Annotated in this window: 19 protein-coding genes; 8 read left to right on the top strand and 11 right to left on the bottom strand. The window is 72.1% G+C overall.

All coding sequences use genetic code 11. The features are described 5' to 3' along the window. The first annotated feature begins 108 nt into the window (after positions 1 to 108). From OHB44_RS08950 to OHB44_RS08935, 4 genes are all read left to right on the top strand, one after another. Positions 109 to 906: a hypothetical protein gene (locus tag OHB44_RS08950; protein ID WP_266303326.1), complete on the top strand. Its 798-nt coding sequence runs from the start codon at positions 109 to 111 to the stop codon at positions 904 to 906. Positions 907 to 1,065: 159 nt separating this feature from the next. Next, a complete protein-coding gene (locus tag OHB44_RS08945) occupies positions 1,066 to 1,404 on the top strand; it encodes an ArsR/SmtB family transcription factor (RefSeq protein ID WP_238683339.1) in 339 nt (112 codons plus the stop codon). Further along, positions 1,401 to 1,877 carry an SRPBCC domain-containing protein gene (locus OHB44_RS08940; RefSeq protein WP_330440291.1) on the top strand — a complete coding sequence of 159 codons (477 nt, stop codon included), beginning with the start codon at positions 1,401 to 1,403 and terminating at the stop codon, positions 1,875 to 1,877. Before OHB44_RS08945 ends, OHB44_RS08940 begins: the two co-directional genes overlap by 4 nt. Beyond that, positions 1,874 to 2,536: a dihydrofolate reductase family protein gene (locus OHB44_RS08935; protein ID WP_330440290.1), complete on the top strand. Its 663-nt coding sequence runs from the start codon at positions 1,874 to 1,876 to the stop codon at positions 2,534 to 2,536. Before OHB44_RS08940 ends, OHB44_RS08935 begins: the two co-directional genes overlap by 4 nt. Before the next feature lie 87 nt (positions 2,537 to 2,623). Here the strand turns inward: OHB44_RS08935 and OHB44_RS08930 are convergent, their stop codons facing one another. From OHB44_RS08930 to OHB44_RS08915, 4 genes are all read right to left on the bottom strand, one after another. Next, positions 2,624 to 3,043: a VOC family protein gene (locus OHB44_RS08930; RefSeq protein WP_238683342.1), complete on the bottom strand. Its 420-nt coding sequence runs from the start codon at positions 3,041 to 3,043 to the stop codon at positions 2,624 to 2,626. Continuing rightward, positions 3,040 to 3,195 carry a hypothetical protein gene (locus tag OHB44_RS08925; RefSeq protein ID WP_330440289.1) on the bottom strand — a complete coding sequence of 52 codons (156 nt, stop codon included), beginning with the start codon at positions 3,193 to 3,195 and terminating at the stop codon, positions 3,040 to 3,042. Before OHB44_RS08925 ends, OHB44_RS08930 begins: the two co-directional genes overlap by 4 nt. A 163-nt stretch (positions 3,196 to 3,358) precedes the next feature. After that, complete coding sequence (locus tag OHB44_RS08920) at positions 3,359 to 4,534, bottom strand: sensor histidine kinase (protein WP_238683344.1); 1,176 nt, start codon at positions 4,532 to 4,534, stop codon at positions 3,359 to 3,361. Continuing rightward, the gene (locus tag OHB44_RS08915) at positions 4,531 to 5,199 is read right to left on the bottom strand and encodes a response regulator transcription factor (RefSeq protein WP_330440288.1); all 669 of its coding nucleotides are present in this window, start codon (positions 5,197 to 5,199) and stop codon (positions 4,531 to 4,533) included. Before OHB44_RS08915 ends, OHB44_RS08920 begins: the two co-directional genes overlap by 4 nt. A 141-nt stretch (positions 5,200 to 5,340) precedes the next feature. Between OHB44_RS08915 and OHB44_RS08910 the strand changes: the two genes are divergently transcribed. Continuing rightward, positions 5,341 to 6,492, top strand: coding sequence for a peptidase C39 family protein (locus OHB44_RS08910; protein ID WP_266303329.1), 1,152 nt, complete (start codon positions 5,341 to 5,343; stop codon positions 6,490 to 6,492). Here the strand turns inward: OHB44_RS08910 and OHB44_RS08905 are convergent, their stop codons facing one another. Together OHB44_RS08905 and OHB44_RS08900 are read right to left on the bottom strand one after the other, a co-directional pair. Further along, on the bottom strand, positions 6,493 to 7,776 hold the full coding sequence (locus tag OHB44_RS08905; RefSeq protein WP_266303330.1) for an outer membrane protein assembly factor BamB family protein: 1,284 nt from the start codon (positions 7,774 to 7,776) through the stop codon (positions 6,493 to 6,495). It abuts the gene before it with no gap. After that, positions 7,773 to 9,053, bottom strand: a complete 1,281-nt coding sequence (locus OHB44_RS08900) for an outer membrane protein assembly factor BamB family protein (protein ID WP_238683347.1) — start codon at positions 9,051 to 9,053, stop codon at positions 7,773 to 7,775. The genes OHB44_RS08905 and OHB44_RS08900 overlap by 4 nt, the downstream gene beginning before the upstream one ends. Positions 9,054 to 9,195: 142 nt before the next feature. Here OHB44_RS08900 and OHB44_RS08895 point away from each other — a divergent pair, with 142 nt between their 5' ends. Continuing rightward, on the top strand, positions 9,196 to 11,067 hold the full coding sequence (locus tag OHB44_RS08895) for a hypothetical protein (protein WP_442932690.1): 1,872 nt from the start codon (positions 9,196 to 9,198) through the stop codon (positions 11,065 to 11,067). On the opposite strand, the gene OHB44_RS08890 is transcribed toward OHB44_RS08895, so the two are convergent. Then, positions 11,068 to 12,864 (bottom strand): hypothetical protein, encoded by a 1,797-nt coding sequence (locus OHB44_RS08890; protein WP_330440284.1) that lies wholly within the window; start codon positions 12,862 to 12,864, stop codon positions 11,068 to 11,070. Next, complete coding sequence (locus tag OHB44_RS08885; protein WP_330441204.1) at positions 12,864 to 14,663, bottom strand: hypothetical protein; 1,800 nt, start codon at positions 14,661 to 14,663, stop codon at positions 12,864 to 12,866. Before OHB44_RS08885 ends, OHB44_RS08890 begins: the two co-directional genes overlap by 1 nt. Before the next feature lie 458 nt (positions 14,664 to 15,121). On the opposite strand from OHB44_RS08885, the gene OHB44_RS08880 reads away from it, so the two are divergent. Next, positions 15,122 to 16,315, top strand: a complete 1,194-nt coding sequence (locus OHB44_RS08880; protein WP_442932658.1) for a hypothetical protein — start codon at positions 15,122 to 15,124, stop codon at positions 16,313 to 16,315. 252 nt (positions 16,316 to 16,567) lie between these two features. Here OHB44_RS08880 and dxs read toward each other — a convergent pair whose 3' ends face one another. The 3 genes from dxs to OHB44_RS08865 form a co-directional block, all read right to left on the bottom strand. Next, complete coding sequence (gene dxs / locus OHB44_RS08875) at positions 16,568 to 18,514, bottom strand: 1-deoxy-D-xylulose-5-phosphate synthase (protein ID WP_238683351.1); 1,947 nt, start codon at positions 18,512 to 18,514, stop codon at positions 16,568 to 16,570. Between the two features lie 115 nt (positions 18,515 to 18,629). After that, entirely contained in the window at positions 18,630 to 19,850 is a 1,221-nt protein-coding gene (locus OHB44_RS08870; RefSeq protein ID WP_238683394.1) for a class I SAM-dependent RNA methyltransferase, read from the bottom strand. A gap of 70 nt (positions 19,851 to 19,920) precedes the next feature. Further along, positions 19,921 to 22,005 (bottom strand): APC family permease, encoded by a 2,085-nt coding sequence (locus OHB44_RS08865; protein WP_330440283.1) that lies wholly within the window; start codon positions 22,003 to 22,005, stop codon positions 19,921 to 19,923. 163 nt (positions 22,006 to 22,168) lie between these two features. Here OHB44_RS08865 and OHB44_RS08860 point away from each other — a divergent pair, with 163 nt between their 5' ends. Beyond that, the gene (locus OHB44_RS08860) at positions 22,169 to 22,834 is read left to right on the top strand and encodes a potassium channel family protein (RefSeq protein ID WP_112586756.1); all 666 of its coding nucleotides are present in this window, start codon (positions 22,169 to 22,171) and stop codon (positions 22,832 to 22,834) included. The last annotated feature ends 3 nt before the right edge of the window (positions 22,835 to 22,837 follow it).

The following is a 22,837-nucleotide window of genomic DNA, read 5'->3' as shown; positions in this document are numbered from 1 at the left end:
GACCGTTTGTGATCAGACGGCTGCGGCACGGGGTTTCCGCGGGGACGACGACGGCCGTCGCGTCGGGTTAGGATCACGCGTTTTGCACCCCCATCTTGGAGCTGACTGATGTCCCAGCCGCCGGCCAATCCCTACGGCTCGCCGCACGATTCCCCCGACCCGTCGCAGCAGCCGGGCCAGCAGCCTGGCGGCTGGCCGCCGCCGCAGCAGCAGGGACAGCCGCAGCAGCCCGGTGGGTTCCCGCCCGCGCAACCGGGCTTCCCGCCCGCGCAGCCTGGGCAGCCCTACGGTGACCCGAACCTGGTCGGCAGCCCTCCCCCGGCGAAGAAGTCGAACGTCGGCAAGATCGTGCTGATCGTGTTGGCAGTGGTGCTGGTGCTCTGCGTCGGCGGCGCGGCGGTCACCTGGCTCGTCGTCAAGGACGACGTGGGTGCCGTGGTGGACGCCAGCAAGACCCGGGTGGTCGCGCCGGCCACCCTCGCCGGCCGGCCGAAGCTCACCAACCCGGAGCTCCTGACGGCCGCCGAGCAGGCGGTCGCCGGGATGAAGACGGCGGCGGGGAACGAGACGAGCACCGTCGCCGCCTTCTACGGCGACCCGACCAAGCAGGACCTCGTCATGATCGCTGGCGTGTCCGGGCTGCTGTCGGATCCGAAGAAGGAGCTCGACTCCTATGTGGACGGCCTGTCCAAGCAGCTGACGGTTGACGCGATGACGGCTGTCGACGCCGGCCCGCTCGGCGGTGAGGCGCGTTGCGGCGACGGCAAGGCCGACACCGTGCCGCTGGGCATCTGCGTCTGGGCCGACCGGGGCAGTCTGGGCATGGTGGTGATGTACTTCAAGTCCGCCGACCAGGCGAAGGCCGAATTCACCACGATCCGGGGCCAGGTCGAGCAGCAGTCCTGATCCGTACGAGACCGGGGCCCCGGCCACCCTCGGGTGGCCGGGGCCCGCTGCTTTCTGAAGCACGTCCGACCAGCCGCCGTCGTTGTGGCAGCCACCTCCTGCGGCCCGCCAATACTTTGCCCTTGCGCTAAGTGTCACCCCCGAGGAACACTTAGCCTTATGGCACAGTATTCGGCGCAGCTCGACGGCGTGTTCCTCGCCCTCGCTGACCCGACCCGGCGCTGGGTCATCCGACGCCTCGGCCACGGTCCGACGAGCGTCGGCGACCTCGCCCGCGAATGTCCGATGACCCTCCCCTCGTTCATGAAGCACGTGCGGACGCTCGAGTCGAACGGACTGATCTACACGACCAAGTCCGGCCGGGTGCGCACCTGCGCGCTCAACCGCGAGCGCCTCGCCGTCGTCGACGACTGGCTCGCGGAGCAGCGCCGGACCTGGGAAGAGCGCACGGACCGCCTGGAACGCCTCGTCACCGATGAGCAGGAGAACCAGCAATGAATCCCGACCTGGACCTGACCATGGCGCGGGTCATCCGCGCCCCTCGCGCCGCCGTGTGGAGTGCCTGGACCGACCCGTCCCGCTTCGAGAAGTGGTGGATACCGGCGCCGGCCCTGTGCCGCGTCGATCGTTTGGACGTCCGGCCCGGTGGCGCACTCGTGACCCGGCTGAGCGACGACGGGGTGGAGTTCGTCCCGCACCTCGACGCGTGCTTCCTCGTCGTCGACGACCTCGAACGGATCGTGTTCACCAACGTGATCGACAGCTCCTGGCGGCCGGCGAACCCCACCCCGGTTTCGATGACGGCGGAGATCACCATGAAGGACCACCCGGACGGCACCGACTACCGGATCATCGTCCGCCACGGTGATCCCGCCGCTCGTGACCTTCACGAGAAGATCGGCTTCGCGGACGGCTGGGGCTCGGTCACCGAACAACTCGCCGGGCTCGCCGAGAGCCAGGGGGCGCTGTGAAGATCGTCCTTACCCAGTTCGTCACTCTCGACGGCGTCAGCCAGGGGCCCGGCTCGCCGACCGAGGACACGAGCGACGAGTTCACCAGCGGCGGCTGGCTCGTGCCCTACCTGGACGAGGTCTTCGTCCGTCGGACCTCCGACTGGTTGGATCTCGCCGACGGTCTGCTGCTCGGACGACGGACCTACGAGGCGTTCGCCCGGGACTGGCCGCAGATCACCGACCCGGACGATCCGTTCACCGAACGCATGAACTCACTACCGAAGTACGTGGTGACCAACACCCTCGCGGCAGGTAGTTGGCACCCGACGACGCTGCTCCGGGGCGACCCGATCCACACCGTCGGGGAGCTCAAGGTCCGGCCCGGACGGGAGCTCCAGATCCACGGGAGCGCACAACTCGGCAAGGCTCTGTTGTCGGCTGGCCTCGTCGACACACTCCGGCTCGTCGTCGCCCCCGCCGTGGCCGGTTCCGGGCGGCGACTGCTCGACCATCCCAGCGCATCCGTCGGCCTCCGACTGGTTCACCACGAAGCGACGGCGAAGGGCCTGCTCCTGCTCGAGTACGAGCATGTCGGCGCCGCCCCGGTCGCGGAGTACGAGGGCGCGACGGCCTTCGTCCAGTCACCCGCGCCACGGCACGGCCCGGCCACTGCCTGAATCTCGCGGTCACGTCCCGACCCGGCAGCGTGGCACCGGGCACCGGCCACGCGAGGGTGGCCGGTGCCCGGTGTCGTACGTCGACGGTCAGGCCGGTTCGGCAGCCGCTGCCGCGGCCCGCGCCGCCGCGGCGGCCGCCCGCTCGGCCGCGTTGCCGAGCACGCAGAACTCGTTGCCCTCCGGGTCGGCGAGCACCACCCAACCACCACCGGTCGGGCCGACGTGGTCGGCGACGAGCGTCGCGCCGATACCGAGCAGCCGCTCGACCTCCTCGGCCCGGCTCCGGTCAGCGGGTTGCAGGTCGAGGTGCAGCCGGTTCTTCACCGTCTTGCCCTCGGGCACCGCGAGGAACAGCACCTCCGGGCCGCCCGGCGGCAGGAGCATCGCCTCCGGGTCGCCGGGGAAGTCGTCGGGATGCCGGGGGCAGTCGAAGACCTGCGCCCAGAAGCCGGCGAGTGCGTACGTGTCGTGACAGTCGATGCTGATGTTGTGGATCGTCGAACTCATGCTTGGTCCTCCACAGTGGTCGGCAGGGCGGCTTCCGGGTCACCCGGAACGTCCTCCGGGAGCCGGGCGTAGCCGGGCACCGCCGACCAGAAGCCGGCCAGGGTGTACGTGTCGTGGCAGTCGAAACTGATGTTGCGGATCCGTGGATACACGGTGGTCTCGCCATCTTCGGATGGGGACGCTCCGCCGCCGGGGGTCAGCCTGCGAGGACCCGGGGTGCGGAGCCTTGACTGATGGACATCGACGCACCCCCCTTTCACTCTCCGAGCTGACGACGCGATCTTGCCACCGGTCGAGCGTGGCGCGCAACCCCGATCAGCCGGCGGCGGACACCGTTCCGGGCACCACCGGGGCGTCCGACGACGGCAGGGTGACAGTCACCTCCAGGCCACCACCGGCCTGCGCGACCACCCGTACGGTGCCGCCGTGCGCGGCACACACCGCTCGGACGATGGACAGCCCCAGGCCGGAGCCACGGGCCCCGGTGCGTTCCCGGCCACCACGGCGGAACGGCTCGAACAGCCCCGGCACGTCGGCCTGGTCCACCTCGAACCCGGTGTTGCCCACCACCAGCCAGGACCGGTCACCGTCGGTGCCGGTGCGCACCCAGAGCCGACCGTGCAGGTGGTTGTAGCGGACCGCGTTCTCGATCAGGTTTCCGGCCAGCCGGTCGAGCAGCCCCGGGTCACCGACGACCGGCGCGGACTCCAGCGACGTCTGCACCCGCAAGCCGATCCGTTCCACCTCGCGGCGCATCGCCGACAGGGCGTTGGCGGTGCCCGCGGCGAGGTCACACTCGGTACGCCGGCCCAGCTGCCGCCCGGTCTGCGCCTCACTGCGGGCCAGCACCAGCAGCGCGTCCACCAGGCCGTTGGCCCGCTCGGAGGCGTCGCGGACCACTGTCGCCATCCGTCGGTACTCGGCGGTGTCCGCGTCGTCGTCGCTGAGCGTCACGTCGATCTCCGTCCGCATCACGGCGAGCGGGGTACGCAACTCGTGCGAGGCGTTCGCCACGAAACGCTTCTGGGCCTCGAAGGCGGACGCGATCCGGTCCAGCATGGCGTCGAACGTCTTGGCCAGCTCGGCCACCTCGTCATCGGCTCCCGAGTAGCCGATCCGCTGGTCCAGCGTCGCCTCACCGAGCCGCTGGGCGGTCGCCGTGACCTGGTGCAGTGGGCGCAGCGCGCGACCGGCCACCGCGTACGCGCCGGCCACCCCGACCACGCTGATCGCCAACAGCGCGACCAGGCCCTTGGCCAGCAGCTCCCCGGAGGCGGCATCGACCAACTGCCGCTGCCACTGGGCGGCGTCCATCTGCCGGCCGTCGGACAGCAGCACGATCGTGCCGGGCACCAACTCGTCGGTGGGGCGCAACGCGTCGCGGACCAGCAGCCAGGCCAGCAACACCAGGATCGCTCCGGCCCCGATCAGCAGCACCCCGTTGAGCAGTGTCAGCCGCAGCCGCAGGGTGGGTCGCAGCCGGCGGCTCATGCGCCTACCTCGGCGGTGCGGTAGCCCGCCCCGACCACCGTCTCGATCAACGGCGGGTCACCGAGCTTCTTGCGCAGCGTCATCACCGTGACCCGGACGATGGTGGTGAACGGGTCGGTGTTCGCGTCCCAGACCCGTTCCAGCAGCTCCTCACTGGAGACCACCGCGCCACGCGCCTTGAGCAGTTCGCAGAGCACCCCGAACTCCTTGTTGGTGAGGTCCACCGGCACCCCGGCCCGGGTGGCCACCCGGCGAGCCGGGTCGAGCACCAGGTCGGCCAGTTCGAGCACCGGCGGAGCGGCCGGGGTGGCCCGCCGGCCCAGCGCCTGCACCCGGGCGACCAGCTCGTCGAAGGCGAACGGCTTGGGCAGGTAGTCGTCCGCGCCGAGCTGCAACCCCTCCACCCGATCGGCCACAGTGCCGCTGGCGGTGAGCATCAGCACCCGGGTCAACGCGCCGGAGGCCGCCAGGTCGGCGCAGATCTGGTCGCCGTGCACACCCGGCAGGTCGCGGTCGAGCACCACCACGTCGTACCGGGTGATGAACGCCGCCTCGTGGCCGGCGTCGCCGTCGTACGCCACGTCGACCGCCATCCCCCGCTTGCGCAACCCCCGTGCGATCGCGTCGGCGAGGTTGCGCTCGTACTCGACCACCAGTACCCGCATCCCGGCCTCCTCGCTGCTGACCACCGACAACCTAGTGCCGGCCGGCAACCATCGTCCCTCGCCGGCCGCGCCGGCCGGCGTTGCGGGCCACCGCGGCGTACGCGATGCTGGCCGGCGGCACCGAACGACGGACGGACTGGCATGACCACTGCGGCACCACCCACCCGGCGGGACATCGCCTACCGGGGTTTCCACCTGCCGGACGACACGACCAGCGGCAGCGGCGACGGCCTGCGCCCCAGCGGTCGAGGGCTCGTCCTCGACGGCGTCGCCGAACGGGGCACCTGGACGTCGCCGCCGGTACCTGTCGGCTTCGCCATCGCCGAGGTGGTGCCGTCCTGGACGGCCGACACCCCGGACGACTGCTGGATCGAGGTCGACCTGCGCGGCTGGAACGACGACGCGCCGAGCACCGACTGGTACCGGCTGGCCCGCTGGGCCGCCGGCGACCACACGGTACGGCGCACGTCGCTGCCCGGACAGCGCGACAGTGCCGCCCGTGTCGACACCGACACCCTGATCGTGACCGGAGCGACGGTCACCGGTTGGCAGACGCGGGTGACCTTGTGCCGGCCCGCCGGCGGCCCGACCGGCCCGGTGCTGCGCAGCATCGGCGCGGTCGCCACCGGCCCCACGACGGCCGACCACTGGTACGCGGGGAAGCCCGTCTCGTCCGCCGCCTGGGGTCGGGTGCTGGACGTGCCCCGCTACTCGCAGCGGCTGCACGCCGGCCAGTACCCGCAGTGGGGTGGTGGCGGGGACTCCTGGTGCAGCCCCACCTGCACCTCGATGGTGCTCGCCTACTGGGGCGCCGAGCCGACGCCGGACCGCTACGCCTGGGTGGAGCCGTCCGGCCCACGTCCGGTGGTGGTGCACGCCGCCCGGCACTGCTACGACCACGCGTACGCCGGGGCCGGCAACTGGCCGTTCAACACCGCGTACGCCGGTCTGCACGGGGTGGACGCGTTCGTCACCCGGCTGCGGTCGCTGGCCGAGGCGGAGTCGTTCGTCGCCGCCGGCATCCCGCTGATCGTCTCCGCCGCGTTCCGGGCCGACGAGGTGCCGGGGCTCGGGTACGACACCGGTGGGCACCTGATGGTGCTGGTCGGCTTCACCGCCGACGGCGACCCGGTGCTCAACGACCCGTACGCCCCGGACGACGACGCGGTCCGTCGCACAGTGCCCCGACAGGGGTTCGAGGCGGTCTGGCAACGCGGCAGCGGCGGGGTGGCGTACGTGCTGCGGCCCGCGTCGGTGCCGCTGCCCCCGCCGGCCACCCAGGCGAACTGGTGATCAGTCGGTCAGTTTCCAGAGTTGGTACGAGCCGGTCGTGGTGGCGACGCACACCAGGTAGCCGGTGACCGCCTGACACCCCCCGGTGACATCGGGCAGCACGTCCAGGATGTGCACCTTCCCGGCGGCGATGTCCAGCTCACCGACGAGCATCCCTCCGTCGGGATGCCGGCGTAGGCCGAACAGCCGGCCGCCGGCACCGAGTTGGTACAGCTCCCACCGGCCCAGGTCGGCCAACTGCTGGCCGGTCAGCGCATCGAGCACGACGTACTGCTCCGACGGACCGACACCGCTGAGGTTGGCCAACAGCCGGCCGTCGGCCGGCCAGGCCCACCCCCACTGGCTGCTGCGCCAGCGCACCTCGCCGGTTGCCGGGTCGAGCGCCTGTAGTTCGTTGTTGCCGGTGCGCAGACACAGGACGGGGCCGCAGTCCAGCGCGAAGTCGATGTGCACCCTGGCGCGGGTCCAGCGGGGCTTGAGCTGGTCCAGCTCGTACGCGGTGACGGTGCCCGAGCCTCTGTCGATGGACAGCAGCAGGTCCTTGGTCAGGTCCAGTCCGATCCGACCGCCGTCGGGTGGGCGCAGGTCGGCGCGGGCCAGCACCGCGCCGGTGATCGCGTCGCGTACCTCGACCGGCCCGTCCACCTGGTTGAGCACCACCCGGTCCACCCCGAGCCCGGTGTCCCGCACCCTCATGTCGGCGCTGAGGCCGGATTGCTCCCAACGCACGGTGCCGCAGCACGGATCCACAGCGCGCAAACTGGACGGTACGGTCTCGCCGCCGCTGCGCAGCAGCAGATTGCCGTCGATCAGCTTGGAGACGGCGCCCGGCTGCTGCCACCGGTACGCCCCGGTCGCCCGGTCCAGTGCGACGGTGAGTGTCTCCCGACCCTCCGGGCCGATCTCGTACCCGGTGGCCAGCAGCATTCCGGCCAGCGGCGTCATCCCCCAGTACTGAGCCTCCGCCGGCAGCGTCACCTGCCAGACCTGCTCGATGCCGGGCATTCGATACGCGGCCAGCCGCGCCTGCCGCGCTTCGGTGATGGCCGGTTCCATGACCAGGAGAAGGTCACCATCGATCATGACATCGGACCCGGGCCGGCCCGGCAGTGTCACCGGGGCCGGCCGGGGCGGTACGACGGCGGACGCGGCGAGCGTGACCAGCGCGAGCACCACGACCAGCGCGCAGCGCAGCGGGCGACCGTGAGCGCGAGGTGGGCGCGGCGTCGACTCCGGGTCCCTGTCGTCCCGCAGCTCGCCGAGGTCGATCACCGAGTCGGTCACCGCGTCAACCTCCACAGAGCGGTAGTGCCGTCGAGGCGCTGGCAGAGCAGCACCGGCAGGGACGCCTGACAACTGCCGGCGATGCCCGGCAGCACGTCGACGATGCGTGTTCGGCCGGCCACCAGGTCCAGTTCGGCGACGACCATCCGACCGTCGTCACCCCGCCGCACACCGACCAGCGGGTCGTCCGGCCGTAGCACCGGCATCAGACTCCACGCGCCCAGTTCGGTCCGTACCTGCCCGGTGGCCGCGTCCCGCACCGCGTACCCCTGGCCGGGCCTGGCCATCAGCAGCCGACCGTACCGGACGTCGGCCAGGACGTCCTGGCCCGGTTCCGACCACCGCACCGAGCCGGTGGCCGGGTCGAGCACCTGGAGGCCGCCGGTCTGCGGTACCGCGCAGAGCAGACCGCCGCATTCGAGCACATGCGACACCAGCGTCACCTCCGCAGTCCACAGTGGCTCCAACTCGGTCAGCCCGAAGCTCACCAGCCGGGTGCTGCCCGGCGGGACGAGCAGCAGCAGGTCGTCGACGATCTGCACCCGCTGGTACGCCGACCGGTCACCGGGCAGCGTGTCGATGCTGCGCAGCAGCTGGCCGGTGCCGGCGTCGTACACCTGCACCTCGCCGGTCGGTTGCAGGAGCACGAACCGGTCGACCTGCCCCTCCGGAGTGAGGTGGTAGGTGGGGCTGGCGGCCGGCGGGATCGGCAGCGACCAGAGCACCAGGCCGGTGTCGGGCTCGACCCCGCTCATCGCGCCCGACCCGTCCTCCCGGCCATTGGTCACCAGCAGGCCACCGCCGGTTGTCGGCTGGGGAGCACCGGGATGCTGCCAGCGTTGCCGGCCCGTCGCGGTGTCGAAGGCGGTGGTCTGGAACAGCCGGTTGGGGGCCCTGACCGCCATCGCCAGCACCAACCCGTGCTCGACCCGGACGTCGAGGTAGTCACCGGTGCGGGCCAACGGCGCCTGCCACCGCCGCCGCACCCCGGCGCCGTTCGCCGCCGGTCGGGCGTACGCGGTCAGGTACCGGTCCCCGTCGGGTGTCGGCGGATCGACCACGAAGACGGCGTCCCCGGCCAGGTACGCGGTGGCCGTCCGCGACGCCGGCACCACGCTCACCGTTCGCCGCGTTGTCGGCGCGGCACCGGCCAGCACCACCAGGCTGAGGAACAGCACAGTCGCGCTGCGCAGCGGGCGACCGACGGCGCGCGGGCGGCGAACCGGAGACGCCGACAGGGGCTCGTCGCGAATCTCGCCCAACTCGATGATCGACAACGACCCTCCTTCCGTCGCCAGGTAAGGCTGGCCGACGGGTCACCGTCCGGCAAACCGACAGTCAGCGCACCGGCCCGGCAAAAGTGACGGAACCCCGCCTGTACGATGGCGCGTCGTGGCTGTGCCGGTGGTAGACCCTTCGCTGAATCCCGTGACCGACGCCGACCCGGTGGAGGCCGAGTCGACACGGCGGCCTCGACGCCGTCCGGCCCGAGCCGACCTGTTGGCCCTCGGAGCCTATGTGCTGCTGGGCGTCTTCGTCTGCCTCAACTACTGGGGTGACGTCAACGGCCGGGTCTCCTCGCACCTGCCCACCGACCACAGCTGGTTCGAGTGGCTGTTCGCGCACGGCGAGTACTCGGTGCGGCACCTGGAGAACCCGCTGTTCACGGCCCGTCAGAACGCCCCGGACGGGGTGAACATGATGGCAAACACCTCGCTGCTCGGGGTGACCCTGCCGCTGGCCCCGCTGACCATGCTGCTCGGCCCCCAGGTGGTGTACGCGATCTACCTGGGCGCGGCGCTCGCGGCCACCGCCGGCACCGGCTACTGGATGCTCTCCCGCCACCTGGTGCGCTCCCGGGCGGCGGCGTTCGTCGGCGGCGCGTTCCTCGGCTTCGCGCCGGGAATCATCCACCACGCCAACGGCCAGCCGAACTTCGTCTCCAACTTCCTGCTCCCGCTGATCGTGGTGCGGGTGCTGACCCTGGGCGAGCCGGGCCGGTGGCGACGCAACGGGCTCGTGCTCGGTGCGCTGGTGGCGTACCAGATCTTCATCAACGAGGAGATGCTGCTGCTCACCGCGCTGGCCTGCCTGGTCATCGTGCTGGCGTACGCCGTGCAGCGGCCGCGAGCGACCCGGGCCGTCGCCGGCACCTTCCTGGCCGGGCTCGGCGTCGCCGGCGGGCTGGCCCTGGTGCTCACCGCGTACCCGATCTGGTTCCAGTTCAACGGCCCGCAGTCCTACCGGGGTCTGCAGGGCGGCGTGTTCCACAACTGGGGCGAGGACCTGGTCGCCTTCGTCACCTTCGCCCGGGACACCTGGGCCGGTGACCCGGCCGTGGAGAAGACCATCGGCCTGACCGAGCAGAACACCTGGTTCGGTTGGCCGCTGGTGCTGCTCTCGGTGGTGGCCCTGGTGCTGCTCGTACGCCGCTCGCTGGCCGCCCGGATCGCCGCGGTGCTCATCGTGGTGTTCAGCGTGGCCGCGATCGGGCCGTTCGTGCGCTTCAACGGTGTGGAGACCGGTGTGCGCGGCCCGTGGTCGTACGTGTCGGACGACCTGCCGCTGGTCGAGATGATGATGCCGACCCGGTTGACGCTGGTGGTCGCCGCCGCTGTGGGCGTACTGCTCGCGTTGACCTGGGACGCCGCGCACCGCCAGGGGCGCCCGGTGGCCGACCAGCCGCGGGTGCCGGCCCAGCGGGTGGCCGAGGCGACCCCGGCGACGTCCGACGACGAGCCGGCCGCGCCGGCCGCCACGCGCCGCAGGTGGCTGCGCCCGGTGGGGTACGCGGCGGTCGCGCTCGCCGTGCTGCCGCTGTTCCCCCGCCCGCTGCCCGCCCAGCAGATCGACCCGCCGCCGCACTTCATCACCGCTGGTGGCTGGCGGCCGTACGTGCCGGCGGGTCGAACCCTGGTGCCCGTGCCGATCCCGAGCAACGTTCACGGTCTGCCGACGCTGCGGTGGAGTGCGCTGACCGGGCAGGAGTTCCCCGTTCCGGGCGGCTACTTCATCGGCCCGAACGAGCTGGGTGAGGGGGTCTTCGGTGCGCCGAACCGACCGACCAGCTCCCTCATCTACTCCACCATGGACAGCGGCACGGTTCCGGCGCTGACCGACGAGAACCGCCGCCAGGCCGTCGAGGACCTGCGGTTCTGGCGGGCGTCGGTGGTGGTGCTCGGGGCGCGCCCCCGCGAGGCGGTGCTCCGTGAGCTGGTCACCGCCCTGATCGGGCCACCGCAGCGGGTCGACGACGTCTGGGTGTGGGACGTGCGCACCCTGGTGGGTTAGTCAGCCGACCCGGTCCCGGACGTCCCACAACCATCCGCCGTCGACCGGCCGGCCCGGGCCGAGCAGGTCGTCGACGGTCCGGCGGACCGGGTCACCGTGCTCCAGGTGCCCGAGGACGACCACCGCGGCACGCCAGTGCCGCAGGTCCTCGACGGCCTGGCGGCGGTCGGCGTCGCTGAGCACCGGCACCGCGCCGGTCTCGGCCACCTCCCGCAGCAGAACCGACGTGGGCCGGTCCGGCGCACCCCAGCGGGCCGCCGGGTCGTCCGGGCCGCTGGGCCCGATGAAGTAGCCGCCCGGCGCGGCGAACCCCAGACCGGTACGGGCGGACCAGAGCATCACCGGGCTGCGCGCGGCGCCGGTGACCGGGGGCACCGCTACCACCGTCCGGCCGGGCGGCACCAGCTGACGCCAGCCACCGGCGGCGAGAAACGCCGGCACCGGCGCGACCGGCACCACGCGGATCGGCGTCGGAATCAGGGGCAGCAACGCGGCGGCGACCGCGCCGGCCCACAGCAGCCGCACCGGCACGTCCGGCGCCACGTTCGGCCCGCGCGCGGCCCCGACCCGGTCCAGGGACAGCGCCACCAGCACACCCAGCACCGGTACGCAGACCAGCGCGAACCGGGCCGGCACCGCGAGATCGAGCAACGGCAGTCCGCCGACCAGCCGGTACGGCCCCGGAATGCCGGTGGCCTCGGCGTCCACCCGCAGTTCGTCGCCGAGCGAGAGCAGGGCGAAGACCACCCCGCAGGCGGCCAGCGCCCGGACCAGCGGTCGTCGCCACTGCCAGATCACGATCACCACGGCGAGCACCAGGAGGCCTGGGCCGAAGAACGAGTTCTCCTCGGTCGGATTCGGCGAGAGCAGCCCCGGCAGCCAGTCGTCACCCAGCACTGTCTGCCGGGCCGACGCGGTGAACGAGGTGACGTCCAGTTGGAAGCCCTGCGTGGCGAACGCCATCCCGGAGTAGCGCTGCGGGCCGTGGAACTGGAACCACAGCGGGTACGCCAACGGCACCGCCGCCACGCCGGCCGCCACCGCGAGTCGGCCGAAGAGGGCCGGCGCCAGCCGGCGTGCGGCCACCCGGTCGGCGAGCGCGTAACCCAGTGCGAAGACGCCGGCCGCGAGCACCAGGAAGACCAGCACCTCCTCGCCGATGAAGACCTGCCAGACGAGCAGCAGCCCCAGGCCGACGCCGGGCCGCCACACGCCGTGTCGCGTCGTCTCCGAGACGGGCCGGAACACCAGGGCGAGGATCGCGGGCACCAGGAACTGGGCGGCGATGTGCAGGTGGGCGCCCGCCTGAGCGATCATGCCCGGGGCGAAACCACAGATCAGCCCACCCACCGCTGCCGAGGCCCGGGTGGCGACCAGCCGGCGGCGCAGCAGCACGTACCAGGCGACGGCGGTCCCGGCGAGGCAGCAGACGACCGCCACGCAGAACGCCACCTGCGACCCGAAGAGCAGGGTGACCGGGGTGAGCGGGACACCCAGGCCGAGCACCGAGGTGTTCGCCATCAGGTTGACCCCGTCGGGCGCGTTCAACCCGGTGCTGAAGAGCGGGTTCTCCCCCTCGACCACGGCATGCGCCGCGTGGGCCAGCATCCACTCGAAGAGGATCTGGTCACCCGCCTGGTGGAACAGCCGCCACGGGTGACCCCACTGCCCGCTGGTCACCAGCACGGCGAGGCCCAGATAGCCGGCCACCACCAGCGCGTCCCGCAGCCAGGCCGGACGGAACACGCCGACCGTCGCCGGGGGCGCGATGTTCGGGGACGTCGTCCCGGTGGTCATCAGACCGAACGGTCGGTGAGCGTCCGGACGTCCCAGACCCAGACGTCCAACTCCTGGCGGCCCGGGCCGACCAGCTCCTCGACCGTACGTCGCAGCGGCTCGGCGTTCTGCTGCCGCACTGGCAGCACCAGGATCGCCGCCCGCCAGTGCCGCAGCTCGTCGGCGAAGCGCCGACGCTGCCGGTCGTCCAGCTTGGGCGTACGGCCGGTGGTCGCCACCTCCTCCAGCATCTGACCAACCCCGCTGGGACGACCGCCGAACCGGCCCGCGTCACCGGTGTTGCCGTTGCGGGGCGCGAGGAAGTAACCACCGGGGATCTTGAAGTCGAGGTTGGTGGCCGCCGCCCACCGCATGCCGTGCGTGTTGCCCATGCTGGGCACCGGGATCGGCACCAGCGTCTGGTCCGGCCCGACGTACGCCCGCCACCGGTCGGCAGTGATGAAGTCCGGCACCGGCGGCCGGGAGACCATCCGCAGCGGCATCGGTGCGATCGGCAGCAGCGCGAAGGCCAGGCCCGCGGCGGTGAGCACGTGGACGGTACGGCGGTCGGCCGGGCGTAGCGCCCAGGCCCGCTCGACGGCGAGCGCCAGCAGCAGGCCGATCACCACGCTGGTGATGAGCCCGAACCGGGTCGGCACCACAGCGTCCAGCAGCGGCAGGTGGACCAACCACTGCCACGGCCCGGTGATCAGCTCACGGTCCCACCAGGAGACCCGCTCACCGAGGGAGAGCACGGCGAAGAACACGCCGGTCACCGCGAGCGCCCGGACGATCAACTCCCGGCGTAGCCAGACCACGATGCCGATGGCCAGCATCGACAGGCTCCAGCCGAAGAAGGCGTTCTCCTCGGAGTAGTTCGGCGCCAGGTTGATGTTGGCCCGCTGGTTGCCGCCGAGGGTGGGCGAGCCGGGGGCGAAGAAGGCGGCGATGTCGTTGCCGTAGTCCTTCACCGCGTCGCTGAGCCCGTGGTACGCCATCGGCCCGGCGAACTGCACATAGAGCGGGTACGCCAGCAGCGCCCCGGCCAGCAGCGCGCAGGTCACCACGCCGGCGCCCAGAGGTCGCCACGCCGCCCGCCACCGGGCCGGCTCCTGGGCCAGCACCGCCAGCAGGAAGACACCGCAGGCCAACGCCGTGAAGAGCAGGATCTCCTCGTTGATGAACGCCTGCGCGGTGACCAGCAGGGCGAGCAGGGCCCCATCCCGGACCGGTTTTCCGGAGCGGGTGAGCACCAGCACACGCCACACGATGAACGGCAGCAGGAACTGGCTGATGATGTTCGGGTGCCAACTGGCGTGCGAGAGCATCGCGGGCGAGAACCCGCAGAACCAGCCGCCGACCGCCGCCGCGAGCGGGGTACGCACCAGGTGGCGGGAGAGCATCAGGTACCAGGCCATCGCGGTGCCGGCGAGACCGAGCGTGACCAGCACCACGAAGGAGACCGCCGGCCCGAAGAGCAGCGTCACCGGGACCATCGGGATGCCCAGCGCCAACACGGCCGTGTTGGCCATCAGGTTGACGCCGTCCGGGTAGTTGAACTGCTCGGTGTAGAACGGGTACTCGCCGTGCAGCACCACGCGTACCGAGTGGGCGAGGAAGAACTGCACCTGCGCCGGGTCACCGGTGTAGAGCGAGGCCACCCGACCGGACGGGTCCAGCCAGATCCGGCTGGTCACCCAGAGTGCGGCGAGCAGGAACAGCCCGCCCACCGCCAGGTGCTGCCGACGCCGAGTCCACCGGCGCCACCGCGCCCGCGTCGGCACCGCGCTCTCGGCCGCTGCTCCGGGCTCGGCCCGCATTTCGGGCACTGCCGGCGTTTCTGGGTCGGTCGGCACGTCGGGATTGGCCGGCGCTGTGGTGGGGGCGGTCGGCGCTTCGGGCTCGGCCGGTGCCGCGGTGCGGGCGGTCGGCGCTTCGGGCTCGGCCGGTGCTGCGGTGCGGGCGGTCAGCGCTTCGGGCTCGGCCGGCGCTGTGCTGGGGGCGGTCAGCGCGGGCGGGCCGGCGAAGAGGCCGGCCGGTGTGCGGTAACTCACCAGCTCGGCGGAGTCGGCTGCCGCCTCCGGGTGCGGCGCGGGCAGGGCGCGGGACTCGGCAGGCGTCACAGTCGGCGGAGTCTACCGGAGCAACCAAAACGCCCTAAACCCCCGGTGCTGTCCATTGTGGTGGGTAGGAGGCCGGCCAACTGAGGTGCCGCATCGGACATCTCGTACTATGGCGCTTTCCGACAGCGACGGCGAGGCGATCGGGGGCGGGCCAGGTGACTGCAGGCCGTCGGTACGGCAGGGCGCTTCCCGTCCTGCTGAGCGCGCTGCTGGCTGGCACGGCCTGCGGTCCGGTAGCCGAGCGGAAGCCGCAGGACCTCCGGGTCGGGTACGACAGCCTGGACGGCACCCTCGCCGTGTGGCCACCCCGAGGCGACCTCTCCGGGGACGCCACGGCGACGGCGGCGGTCACCGCAGCGGTCCGGAACTGGCGGTCGCCGGCCGACGACCGCGCGCATCTGCCCTCGTCCGGCATCCTCTTCTCCGGTCGGGTCGACGGCGCCCCGGTGGCGCTGGTGGCCGCCGACGTACCCGGCGAAAGCGCCTCCTGGCTGCTGCAACTGACCCGCGAGGGCGACCGGTACGCGGTGACCCGCGCCACCGAGTACACCGATCCGGGTTACCTCGTCTACTCCGACGTGCTGCCGGTGCAGACGGCCGACGGTCGGCGTTACCTGGTCTCGGCCCGGGTGCAGAGCCTGCTCGGGCCGCAGGACCGGACGTTGAGGATCGCGGACGGTCTCAGCGCACCTGTCGACGTGCCGTCCTGCACGGCTGTCGGCGTGACCGCGACCCTGCGAACCACGGAGTCGCTCCCCCGTGGGCGGGCCGCCGACCGGCTGCTCGACCTGGGCACCGGCACCGTCGACCCGCGCTACCCGTTGGTCCGCGACGAGTCCGGTACGGGCCGGCGGGCGCTCACCGGCCTGGACACCTGCGTGCTGTCCGGCGATCGGGGCCCCTTCGGCAGCATCCCGCGCCGGATCGGGGACCGGGACGCCCCACGCTCGGTACCGACGTCCTGGCCGATGGCGAAGCTCACCGTGCGCTCGCTGGGCGAAGTCGCCCTCGGCGGTGGCGAGCCGGCCGAGTTGCAGCAGCTCAGCTGGGACACCGACGCCGGCGCGATGACGGCGGTGATCTACCGACCGGCCGACGGGAGCGCGCCCGTCGTCTCACCCGCCGACCGGGCCACCCCCTTGCAGGCGTACCAACTTCCGGTGCCCGGTCAGCCGCTGGTGGTGCTGAGCTGGCGGGCCACCCGGGACAGTTCCCTGTCCGTTCCGCCGGGCACTCCCCTGCTGGTCGAGCGCCCCGGCCTGGCGGTCATCCCCACTCCGTCCCGCTCCCAGACCTACAGCCTCGCCAACACCGACAAAACCCACTACCGCTCAATCTCCCCCCGCTAAACCCACCCCCCCCCACCCCGCCCCGCCCCGCCCCGCCCCGCCCCGCCCGCGCGATCTTGCACTTTCTGTGCCGACAAATCGACACGCAAGGTGCAATACGCCAACCGAAAGTGCAAGATCGGCGGAGGCAGGGCGGGGCGCGCAGGGCAGGGCGCGAAGGGCGGGGCGCGAAGGGCAGGGCGCGAAGGGCAGGGCGGGGTTGGATATGCGGCGGCGGGCGTCCCGAGGGACGCCCGCCGTCGTTCGTTCTCGTCAGTTCTGTGCGGCCGCGTCGCTGGGGGTGAGGCGGTCCGGGGTGGCATCCAGGCCGGAGATCCAACCGGTGACGTTGCGGGCCACGTCCTGAGCGGTCAGACCCAGGTCGGCGAGGATCTGCGCGCGGGTGCCGTGCGGGTGCCAGTCGGCCGGCACACCCAGATCCTTGAGCGGCACCCGGACGTCGGCGTCACGCATCGCCTGGGCGAGCGCGTCGCCCACCCCGCCGACCCGGACGCCGTCCTCGACGCTGACCACGAGCCGGTGGCGGGCGGCCAGGTCGACCAGTTCCGCCGGGACCGGACGCACCCAGCGCGGGTCGACGACGGTGACCCCGTAGCCCTGCTCGGCGACCCGGGCGGCCACCTCCATGCCCAACTGGCCGAAGGAGCCGACGGCGACGAGCAGCACGTCGGTACGGGCGGACTCGGCCAGCACGTCGACGGTGCCGACCCGGCGCAGCGCCGGCAGGTCCGCGGCGACGGCACCGGTCGGGAACCGCACCACTGTCGGGCCGTTGTCGACGGCCAGCGCCTCGCGCAACTCCTCCCGGAGGGTGGCGGCGTCGCGGGGAGCGGCGATCCGCAGCCCCGGCACCACCCCGAAGACCGACATGTCCCAGATGCCGTAGTGGCTGGGCCCGTCCGGGCCGGTGATGCCCGCCCGGTCCAGCACGAAGGTCACCGGCAGCTTGTGCATCGCCACGTCCAGCAGGACCTGGTCGAAGGCGCGGTTGAGGAAGGTGGCGTAGACCGCGACCACCGGGTGCAGGCCACCGAGCGCCAACCCGGCCGCCGAGGTGGCCGCGTGCTGCTCGGCGATGCCCACGTCGTACACACGCTCGGGGTATTTGCGGGCCAGCTTGGCGATGCCGGTCGGCTCGGCCATGGCGGCGGTGATGCCCACCACGTCCGGGCGCTCGTCGGCGATGGCCAGCAGCTCGTCGGCGAAGACGTGCGTCCACTTCACCGACGGGGCGGCCAGCAGCGCGCCGGTCTCCACGTCGAAGGCGCTGCCGGGCCCGTGCAGGCAGTCCGCCTCGTCCTCCTCGGCGGGGCGGTAGCCGTAACCCTTGCGGGTGACGGCGTGCACGATGACCGGGCCGCCGAAGTTCTTGGCCGCGCGCAGCGCCGCCTCGACCGCGCCCACGTCGTGCCCGTCCACCGGGCCCACGTACTTGATGCCCAGGTCCTCGAACATGGCCTGCGGGGCGACCGCGTCCTTGATGCCCTTCTTGACAGCGTGCAGCACCTCGTACATCGGCTTGCCGACCAGCGGCGTGGAGCCGAGGGCGTCCTTGACGGTGTCCAGGACCTTCTCGTAGCCGGGGTTGAGCCGCAGCGAGGAGAGGTGGTCGGCCAGCCCGCCGATGGTCGGCGAGTAGGACCGGCCGTTGTCGTTGACGACGATCACGAGGGAGTTGCCGGCGGTGGCGATGTTGTTCAGCGCCTCCCAGCACATGCCGCCGGTCAGCGCGCCGTCACCGACCACTGCCACGACGCTGCGCGCCTCGCCCCGGAGGGCGTACGCCTTGGCGAGGCCATCGGCGTAGGACAGCGCCGTGGAAGCGTGCGAGTTCTCGATGAGGTCGTGCTCGCTCTCCGCCTGGCTGGGGTAGCCGGAGAGGCCACCGCGCTGACGGAGCTTGTCGAAGCCGGCCTGACGTCCGGTAAGGATCTTGTGTACGTACGCCTGGTGGCCGGTGTCGAACAGGAGCCGGTCACGGGGGGAGTCGAAGACGCGATGCATGGCGAGCGTCAGCTCGACCACACCGAGGTTGGGCCCGACGTGCCCGCCGGTACGGGAGACCTTGGTGATCAGGAAGTCCCGGATCTCGGCGGCGAGGACGTCCAGTTCCTCGCCGGACATCCGCTTGACGTCCTGCGGACCGCGAACCGTCCCCAGCAGCCGGCCGTGGTTGGCCGTGTCCTCTTCAACACTCATGACCGGAGAGTCTATCGGCCCCCCGGTACTCCGCAGCCTGGCCCGAGCCCCACGCACCCGCGCCTGGCGGGGAGTGGGCAGCTGAGCACCCGGTCAGGCGCCGACGTCGGGTGTTCTACCGCCCGTCCGGGGGAAGCAGCAGCCCGACCTGCTCGACGTGCTGCGTCATCGGGAAGAGGTCGAAGCCCCGTAGCGCCGCCAGCCGCCAACCGAGGTCGGCGAAGGTACGCACGTCCCGGGCGAAGGCGGCCGGGTCACAGGCCACGTACGCGACCGCCCGCGGGCCGGCGGCGACCAGCGCGCGGACCACCTGGGCGCCGGCCCCGGAGCGCGGCGGGTCGAGCACCACCACGTCGACCGGGCCGGTGATTCGTCGGCGGGCCAGCGCGGTCTCCACCCGGGCCGACACCACCTCGACGCTGGGCAGGTCGGCGAGGTTCTCCCGGGCGGCGGCGACACCCTGCGCCGCCGCTTCGACCACTGTCACCCGGCCGGTCGCGCCGACCCGAGCGGCCAGCCCGGCGGCGAACAGCCCAGCACCGCCGTAGAGGTCCCAGGCGACCTCGCCCGGCTGCGGGTCCAGCAACTCCAGCACGGCGGCGGAGAGGGTGTCTGCGGCGGCCGGGTGCACCTGCCAAAACGCGGACGCGGGCAGCGTCCAGTCCCGTCCGGCGGCGACCTCGCGGACCTCGGTCGGGCCACTGACCGGTACGGGCATCCCGTCGCGGATCTCCGTGATGGTCACGTCCCCGCCGGTGCTGGCGACGGTCTCCACGGCCTCGGCGGCCGGCCAGCGCGCACCGGTGGGGGTGAGCACCGGCAGCTGCTGGATGGCCGGGTGGGCGATCCGGCAGCGGTCGATCGGCACCACCTCGTGCGAGCGGTGCTTGAGCAGGCCGGCCCGGTCGGCGGCGTCGACCGCGTAGCGGACCCGGGAGCGCCAGCCGAGCAGCCCACCGGGCAACGCCTCGACCCGGACGCCGAGCCGGTCCAGCTCGACGTCGGTCAGCCCACCGAGGCGGACCAACTGCTCGCGGACCACAGCGGTCTTCCAGGCCAGCTGCGCGGCCGGTGCGACGTGCTGGAGGTCGCAGCCCCCGCAGGCGCCCGGCTTGGCGTACGGGCAGGGCGGCTCGACCCGATCCGGTGAGGGTTCCAGCACTGTCACCGCGTCGGCCCGGACGAACCCCCGGTGCACCTCGGTGACCTCGGCGATGACCCGTTCACCGGGCAGCGCGTGTCGGACGAAGACCACCTGCCCGTCCACCCGGGCGACACAGTGCCCTCCGGGGGCGACCGCGTCTACGGTCAGCTCGACCCGGTCCGTCTCGGCCAGCCCCCGCTCGAACGTCGACGAGGTCGACGCCGACGGCGTCCTGGGTGTCGCGGTCCGCGGACCGCCCGGCTCAGTCACGTGTGTTTCCCATCGTTGCGCTGTTCTCGGGCCCGCCCTCGCCGGGCGGCGCGGCGGCCACCGGCGGGGCGGCGCCCAGCGGTGGCACGGCGCTCCGTGGCCCACGCGCCGGGGTCCGGGACAGTGTGGCGTCCAGTCGGTCCAGGTTCTTGCTCGCTGTCGACGCGAGCTGCCACGGCACGCTGACCACCATCACCCCCGGCTCGAAGAGCAGCCGACCCTTGAGGCGCAGGGCGCTCTGGTTGTGCAGCAGGTTCTCCCACCAACGGCCGACCACGTACTCCGGGATGAACACGGTGACCACGTCCCGGGGCGACTTGCGCCGGGTGGAGGCGACGAAGTCCAGGATCGGGCGGGTGATCTCCCGGTACGGCGAGTCGATCACGGTGAGCGGGATGGCCATCTCTCGGCGCTCCCAGTCGGCCTGCAGGTCCCTGGTGTCCTTCTCGTCCACGTTGACCGTCACCGCGGTGAGCGTGTCCGGTCGGGTGGCGCGGGCGTAGGCGATGGCCCGCAGCGTCGGCTGGTGCACCTTGCTGACCAGCACGATCGCGTGGTTGCGGGCGGGCAGCACGGCCCGGCCCTCGTCCGGTGGGGTCAGCTCGACGGCGATCCGGTCGTAGTGCCGCCGGATCGCCAGCATCAGCACGTAGATCACCGCCATCGCGGCGATGGCGATCCACGCGCCGAGCAGGAACTTGGTGATCAGGACGATCACCAGCACCGCGCCGGTCAGGCCCGCGCCGAACGTGTTGATCGCCCGGGAGCGGACCATCCGGCGGCGCGCCTCCGGGTCCCGCTCGGTGCGCAGGTGCCGGTTCCAGTGCCGGATCATGCCGACCTGGGAGACGGTGAACGAGACGAAGACCCCGACGATGTAGAGCTGGATCAGCTTCGTCACCTCGGCCTGGAAGCCGACGATCAGCACGATCGCGAAGAGGGCGAGGAAGGTGATGCCGTTCGAGAAGGCCAGCCGGTCGCCCCGGGTGTGGAACTGGCGGGGCAGGTAGCGGTCCTGGGCCAGGATCGAGCCGAGCACCGGGAAACCGTTGAACGCGGTGTTCGCGGCCAGGAACAGGATCAGGGCGGTCACCCCGGCCAGCACGTAGAGCAGGATCGACCCGGAACCGAAGACGGTCTCCCCGAGCTGGGTGGTGACCGTCTTCTGCACGTACCCCTCGGGCCCGGACACGATCTGGAGGTTCGGATCCTCGACGAACTGCAGGTGGGTGAGCCGGGCCAGCCAGATGATCCCGACCAGCATGCTCACCGAGATGGTGCCGAGCAGCAGCAGGGTGGTGGCGGCGTTGCGGCTCTTCGGCGCCTTGAACGCCGGAACCCCGTTGGAGATCGCCTCCACGCCGGTGAGCGCGGCGGCGCCCGAGCTGAACGTCCGCAGCAGCAGGAAGACGAGCGCGAAACCGGTGACGCTGTGCTCGGCCTGGATCACCAGGTCGGCGCTCGGCGCGCGCAGCTCGTCGCCCAGCACGAAGACCCGGAACAGCCCGGTAAGCAGCATCCCGAGCATCACGATCACGAAGCCGTAGGTGGGGATGGCGAACGCCGTGCCCGACTCGCGCAGCCCACGCAGGTTGACAGCGGTGAGCAGGACCACAGCGCTCACCGCGATCAGGACCTTGTGGGTGGCCACGAACGGCACCACGGAGCCCAGGTTGGCCACCCCGGAGGAGACCGACACCGCCACAGTGAGCACGTAGTCGACCAGCAACGCGCTGGCCACCCCAACGCCGAACTTCGGCCCCAGGTTGACAGTGGCCACCTCGTAGTCGCCGCCACCGGACGGGTAGGCGTGCACGTTCTGCCGGTAGCTGGCCACCACGGTGAGCATCACCACGACCACGGCCAGCGCGATCCACGGCGAGAAGAAGTACGCGGACGCGCCGGCGATGGAGAGGGTCAGCAGGATCTCGTCGGGCGCGTACGCGACGCTGGACAGCGCGTCGGAGGCGAACACGGGCAGCGCGATGCGCTTCGGCAGGAGGGTGTGCTGAAGCCGGTCGGACCGGAACGGTCGACCGAGGAGAAGCCGCTTCAGCAGCGAGGTGGGACTGGCCACGAACGCCAAGAGTACGACCACCACGGCGGGGGCGCGGGGGTGGGCGATCACCGCTGCTCGTGACGGCGGGGTACGGTCGGTCCCCGCTCGCGACCGGGACGTGGCAGGCTCGCACTCGAAGGCCACCGGCAGCGCCAGCGGTACGCACCTTGGGAGGGACAGCGTGCACGTCGTGATCATGGGATGTGGTCGGGTCGGGTCGACGCTCGCCCACAGCCTGGAGTCCCGAGGGCACTCGGTGGCGGTGATCGACCAGGACGCCGACGCCTTCCGCCGGCTCGGCCCCGACTTCGCCGGGATCACGGTGACCGGGGCCGGTTTCGACGGCGAGGTGCTCCGGCAGGCCGGCATCGAGCGCGCGGACGCCTTCGCGGCGGTGTCCAGCGGCGACAACTCCAACATCATCTCGGCCCGGCTAGCCCGCGAGACGTTCGGTGTGTCCCGGGTCGCCGCCCGCATCTACGACCAGCGCCGGGCGCAGGTCTACGAGCGGCTGGGCATCCCCACGGTGGCGACCGTGCGGTGGACGGCGGACCGGATGCTGCGACACCTGGTGCCGGAGGGCAACGTGGAGATCTTCCGCGACCCCACGAGCACGGTGTCGATCGTCGAGGTGCCCGTACACAAGGACTGGATCGGCCGACCGGTGCGGACGCTGGAGGACGCGACCGGGGCGCGGGTGGCCTACCTGATCCGCTTCGGCATCGGCACGCTGCCCACCGGCTCCACGGTCATGCAGGAGGGCGACCAGGTGTTCATGCTGGTCAGCGATGACATCGTGGCGACGGTCACGTCGGTGGCGGCGACGCCGCCGGAAGGAGGGCACTGAGCC

Source organism: Micromonospora sp. NBC_00821 (genome assembly GCF_036347035.1).
GTDB lineage: Bacteria > Actinomycetota > Actinomycetes > Mycobacteriales > Micromonosporaceae > Micromonospora > Micromonospora hortensis.
This window is presented reverse-complemented; position numbering and strand designations above follow the sequence as displayed.

Bases quoted from the DNA above. Each gene is read 5' to 3' on its own strand.
- OHB44_RS08930 (WP_238683342.1), bottom strand. From the start codon at position 3,043: ATGAGTTCGACGATCCACAACATCAGCATCGACTGTCACGACACGTAC.
- dxs (WP_238683351.1), bottom strand. From the start codon at position 18,514: ATGAGTGTTGAAGAGGACACGGCCAACCACGGCCGGCTGCTGGGGACG.
- OHB44_RS08940 (WP_330440291.1), top strand. From the start codon at position 1,401: ATGAATCCCGACCTGGACCTGACCATGGCGCGGGTCATCCGCGCCCCT.
- OHB44_RS08910 (WP_266303329.1), top strand. From the start codon at position 5,341: ATGACCACTGCGGCACCACCCACCCGGCGGGACATCGCCTACCGGGGT.
- OHB44_RS08890 (WP_330440284.1), bottom strand. From the start codon at position 12,864: ATGACCACCGGGACGACGTCCCCGAACATCGCGCCCCCGGCGACGGTC.
- OHB44_RS08920 (WP_238683344.1), bottom strand. From the start codon at position 4,534: ATGAGCCGCCGGCTGCGACCCACCCTGCGGCTGCGGCTGACACTGCTC.
- OHB44_RS08885 (WP_330441204.1), bottom strand. From the start codon at position 14,663: ATGCGGGCCGAGCCCGGAGCAGCGGCCGAGAGCGCGGTGCCGACGCGG.
- OHB44_RS08950 (WP_266303326.1), top strand. From the start codon at position 109: ATGTCCCAGCCGCCGGCCAATCCCTACGGCTCGCCGCACGATTCCCCC.
- OHB44_RS08945 (WP_238683339.1), top strand. From the start codon at position 1,066: ATGGCACAGTATTCGGCGCAGCTCGACGGCGTGTTCCTCGCCCTCGCT.
- OHB44_RS08915 (WP_330440288.1), bottom strand. From the start codon at position 5,199: ATGCGGGTACTGGTGGTCGAGTACGAGCGCAACCTCGCCGACGCGATC.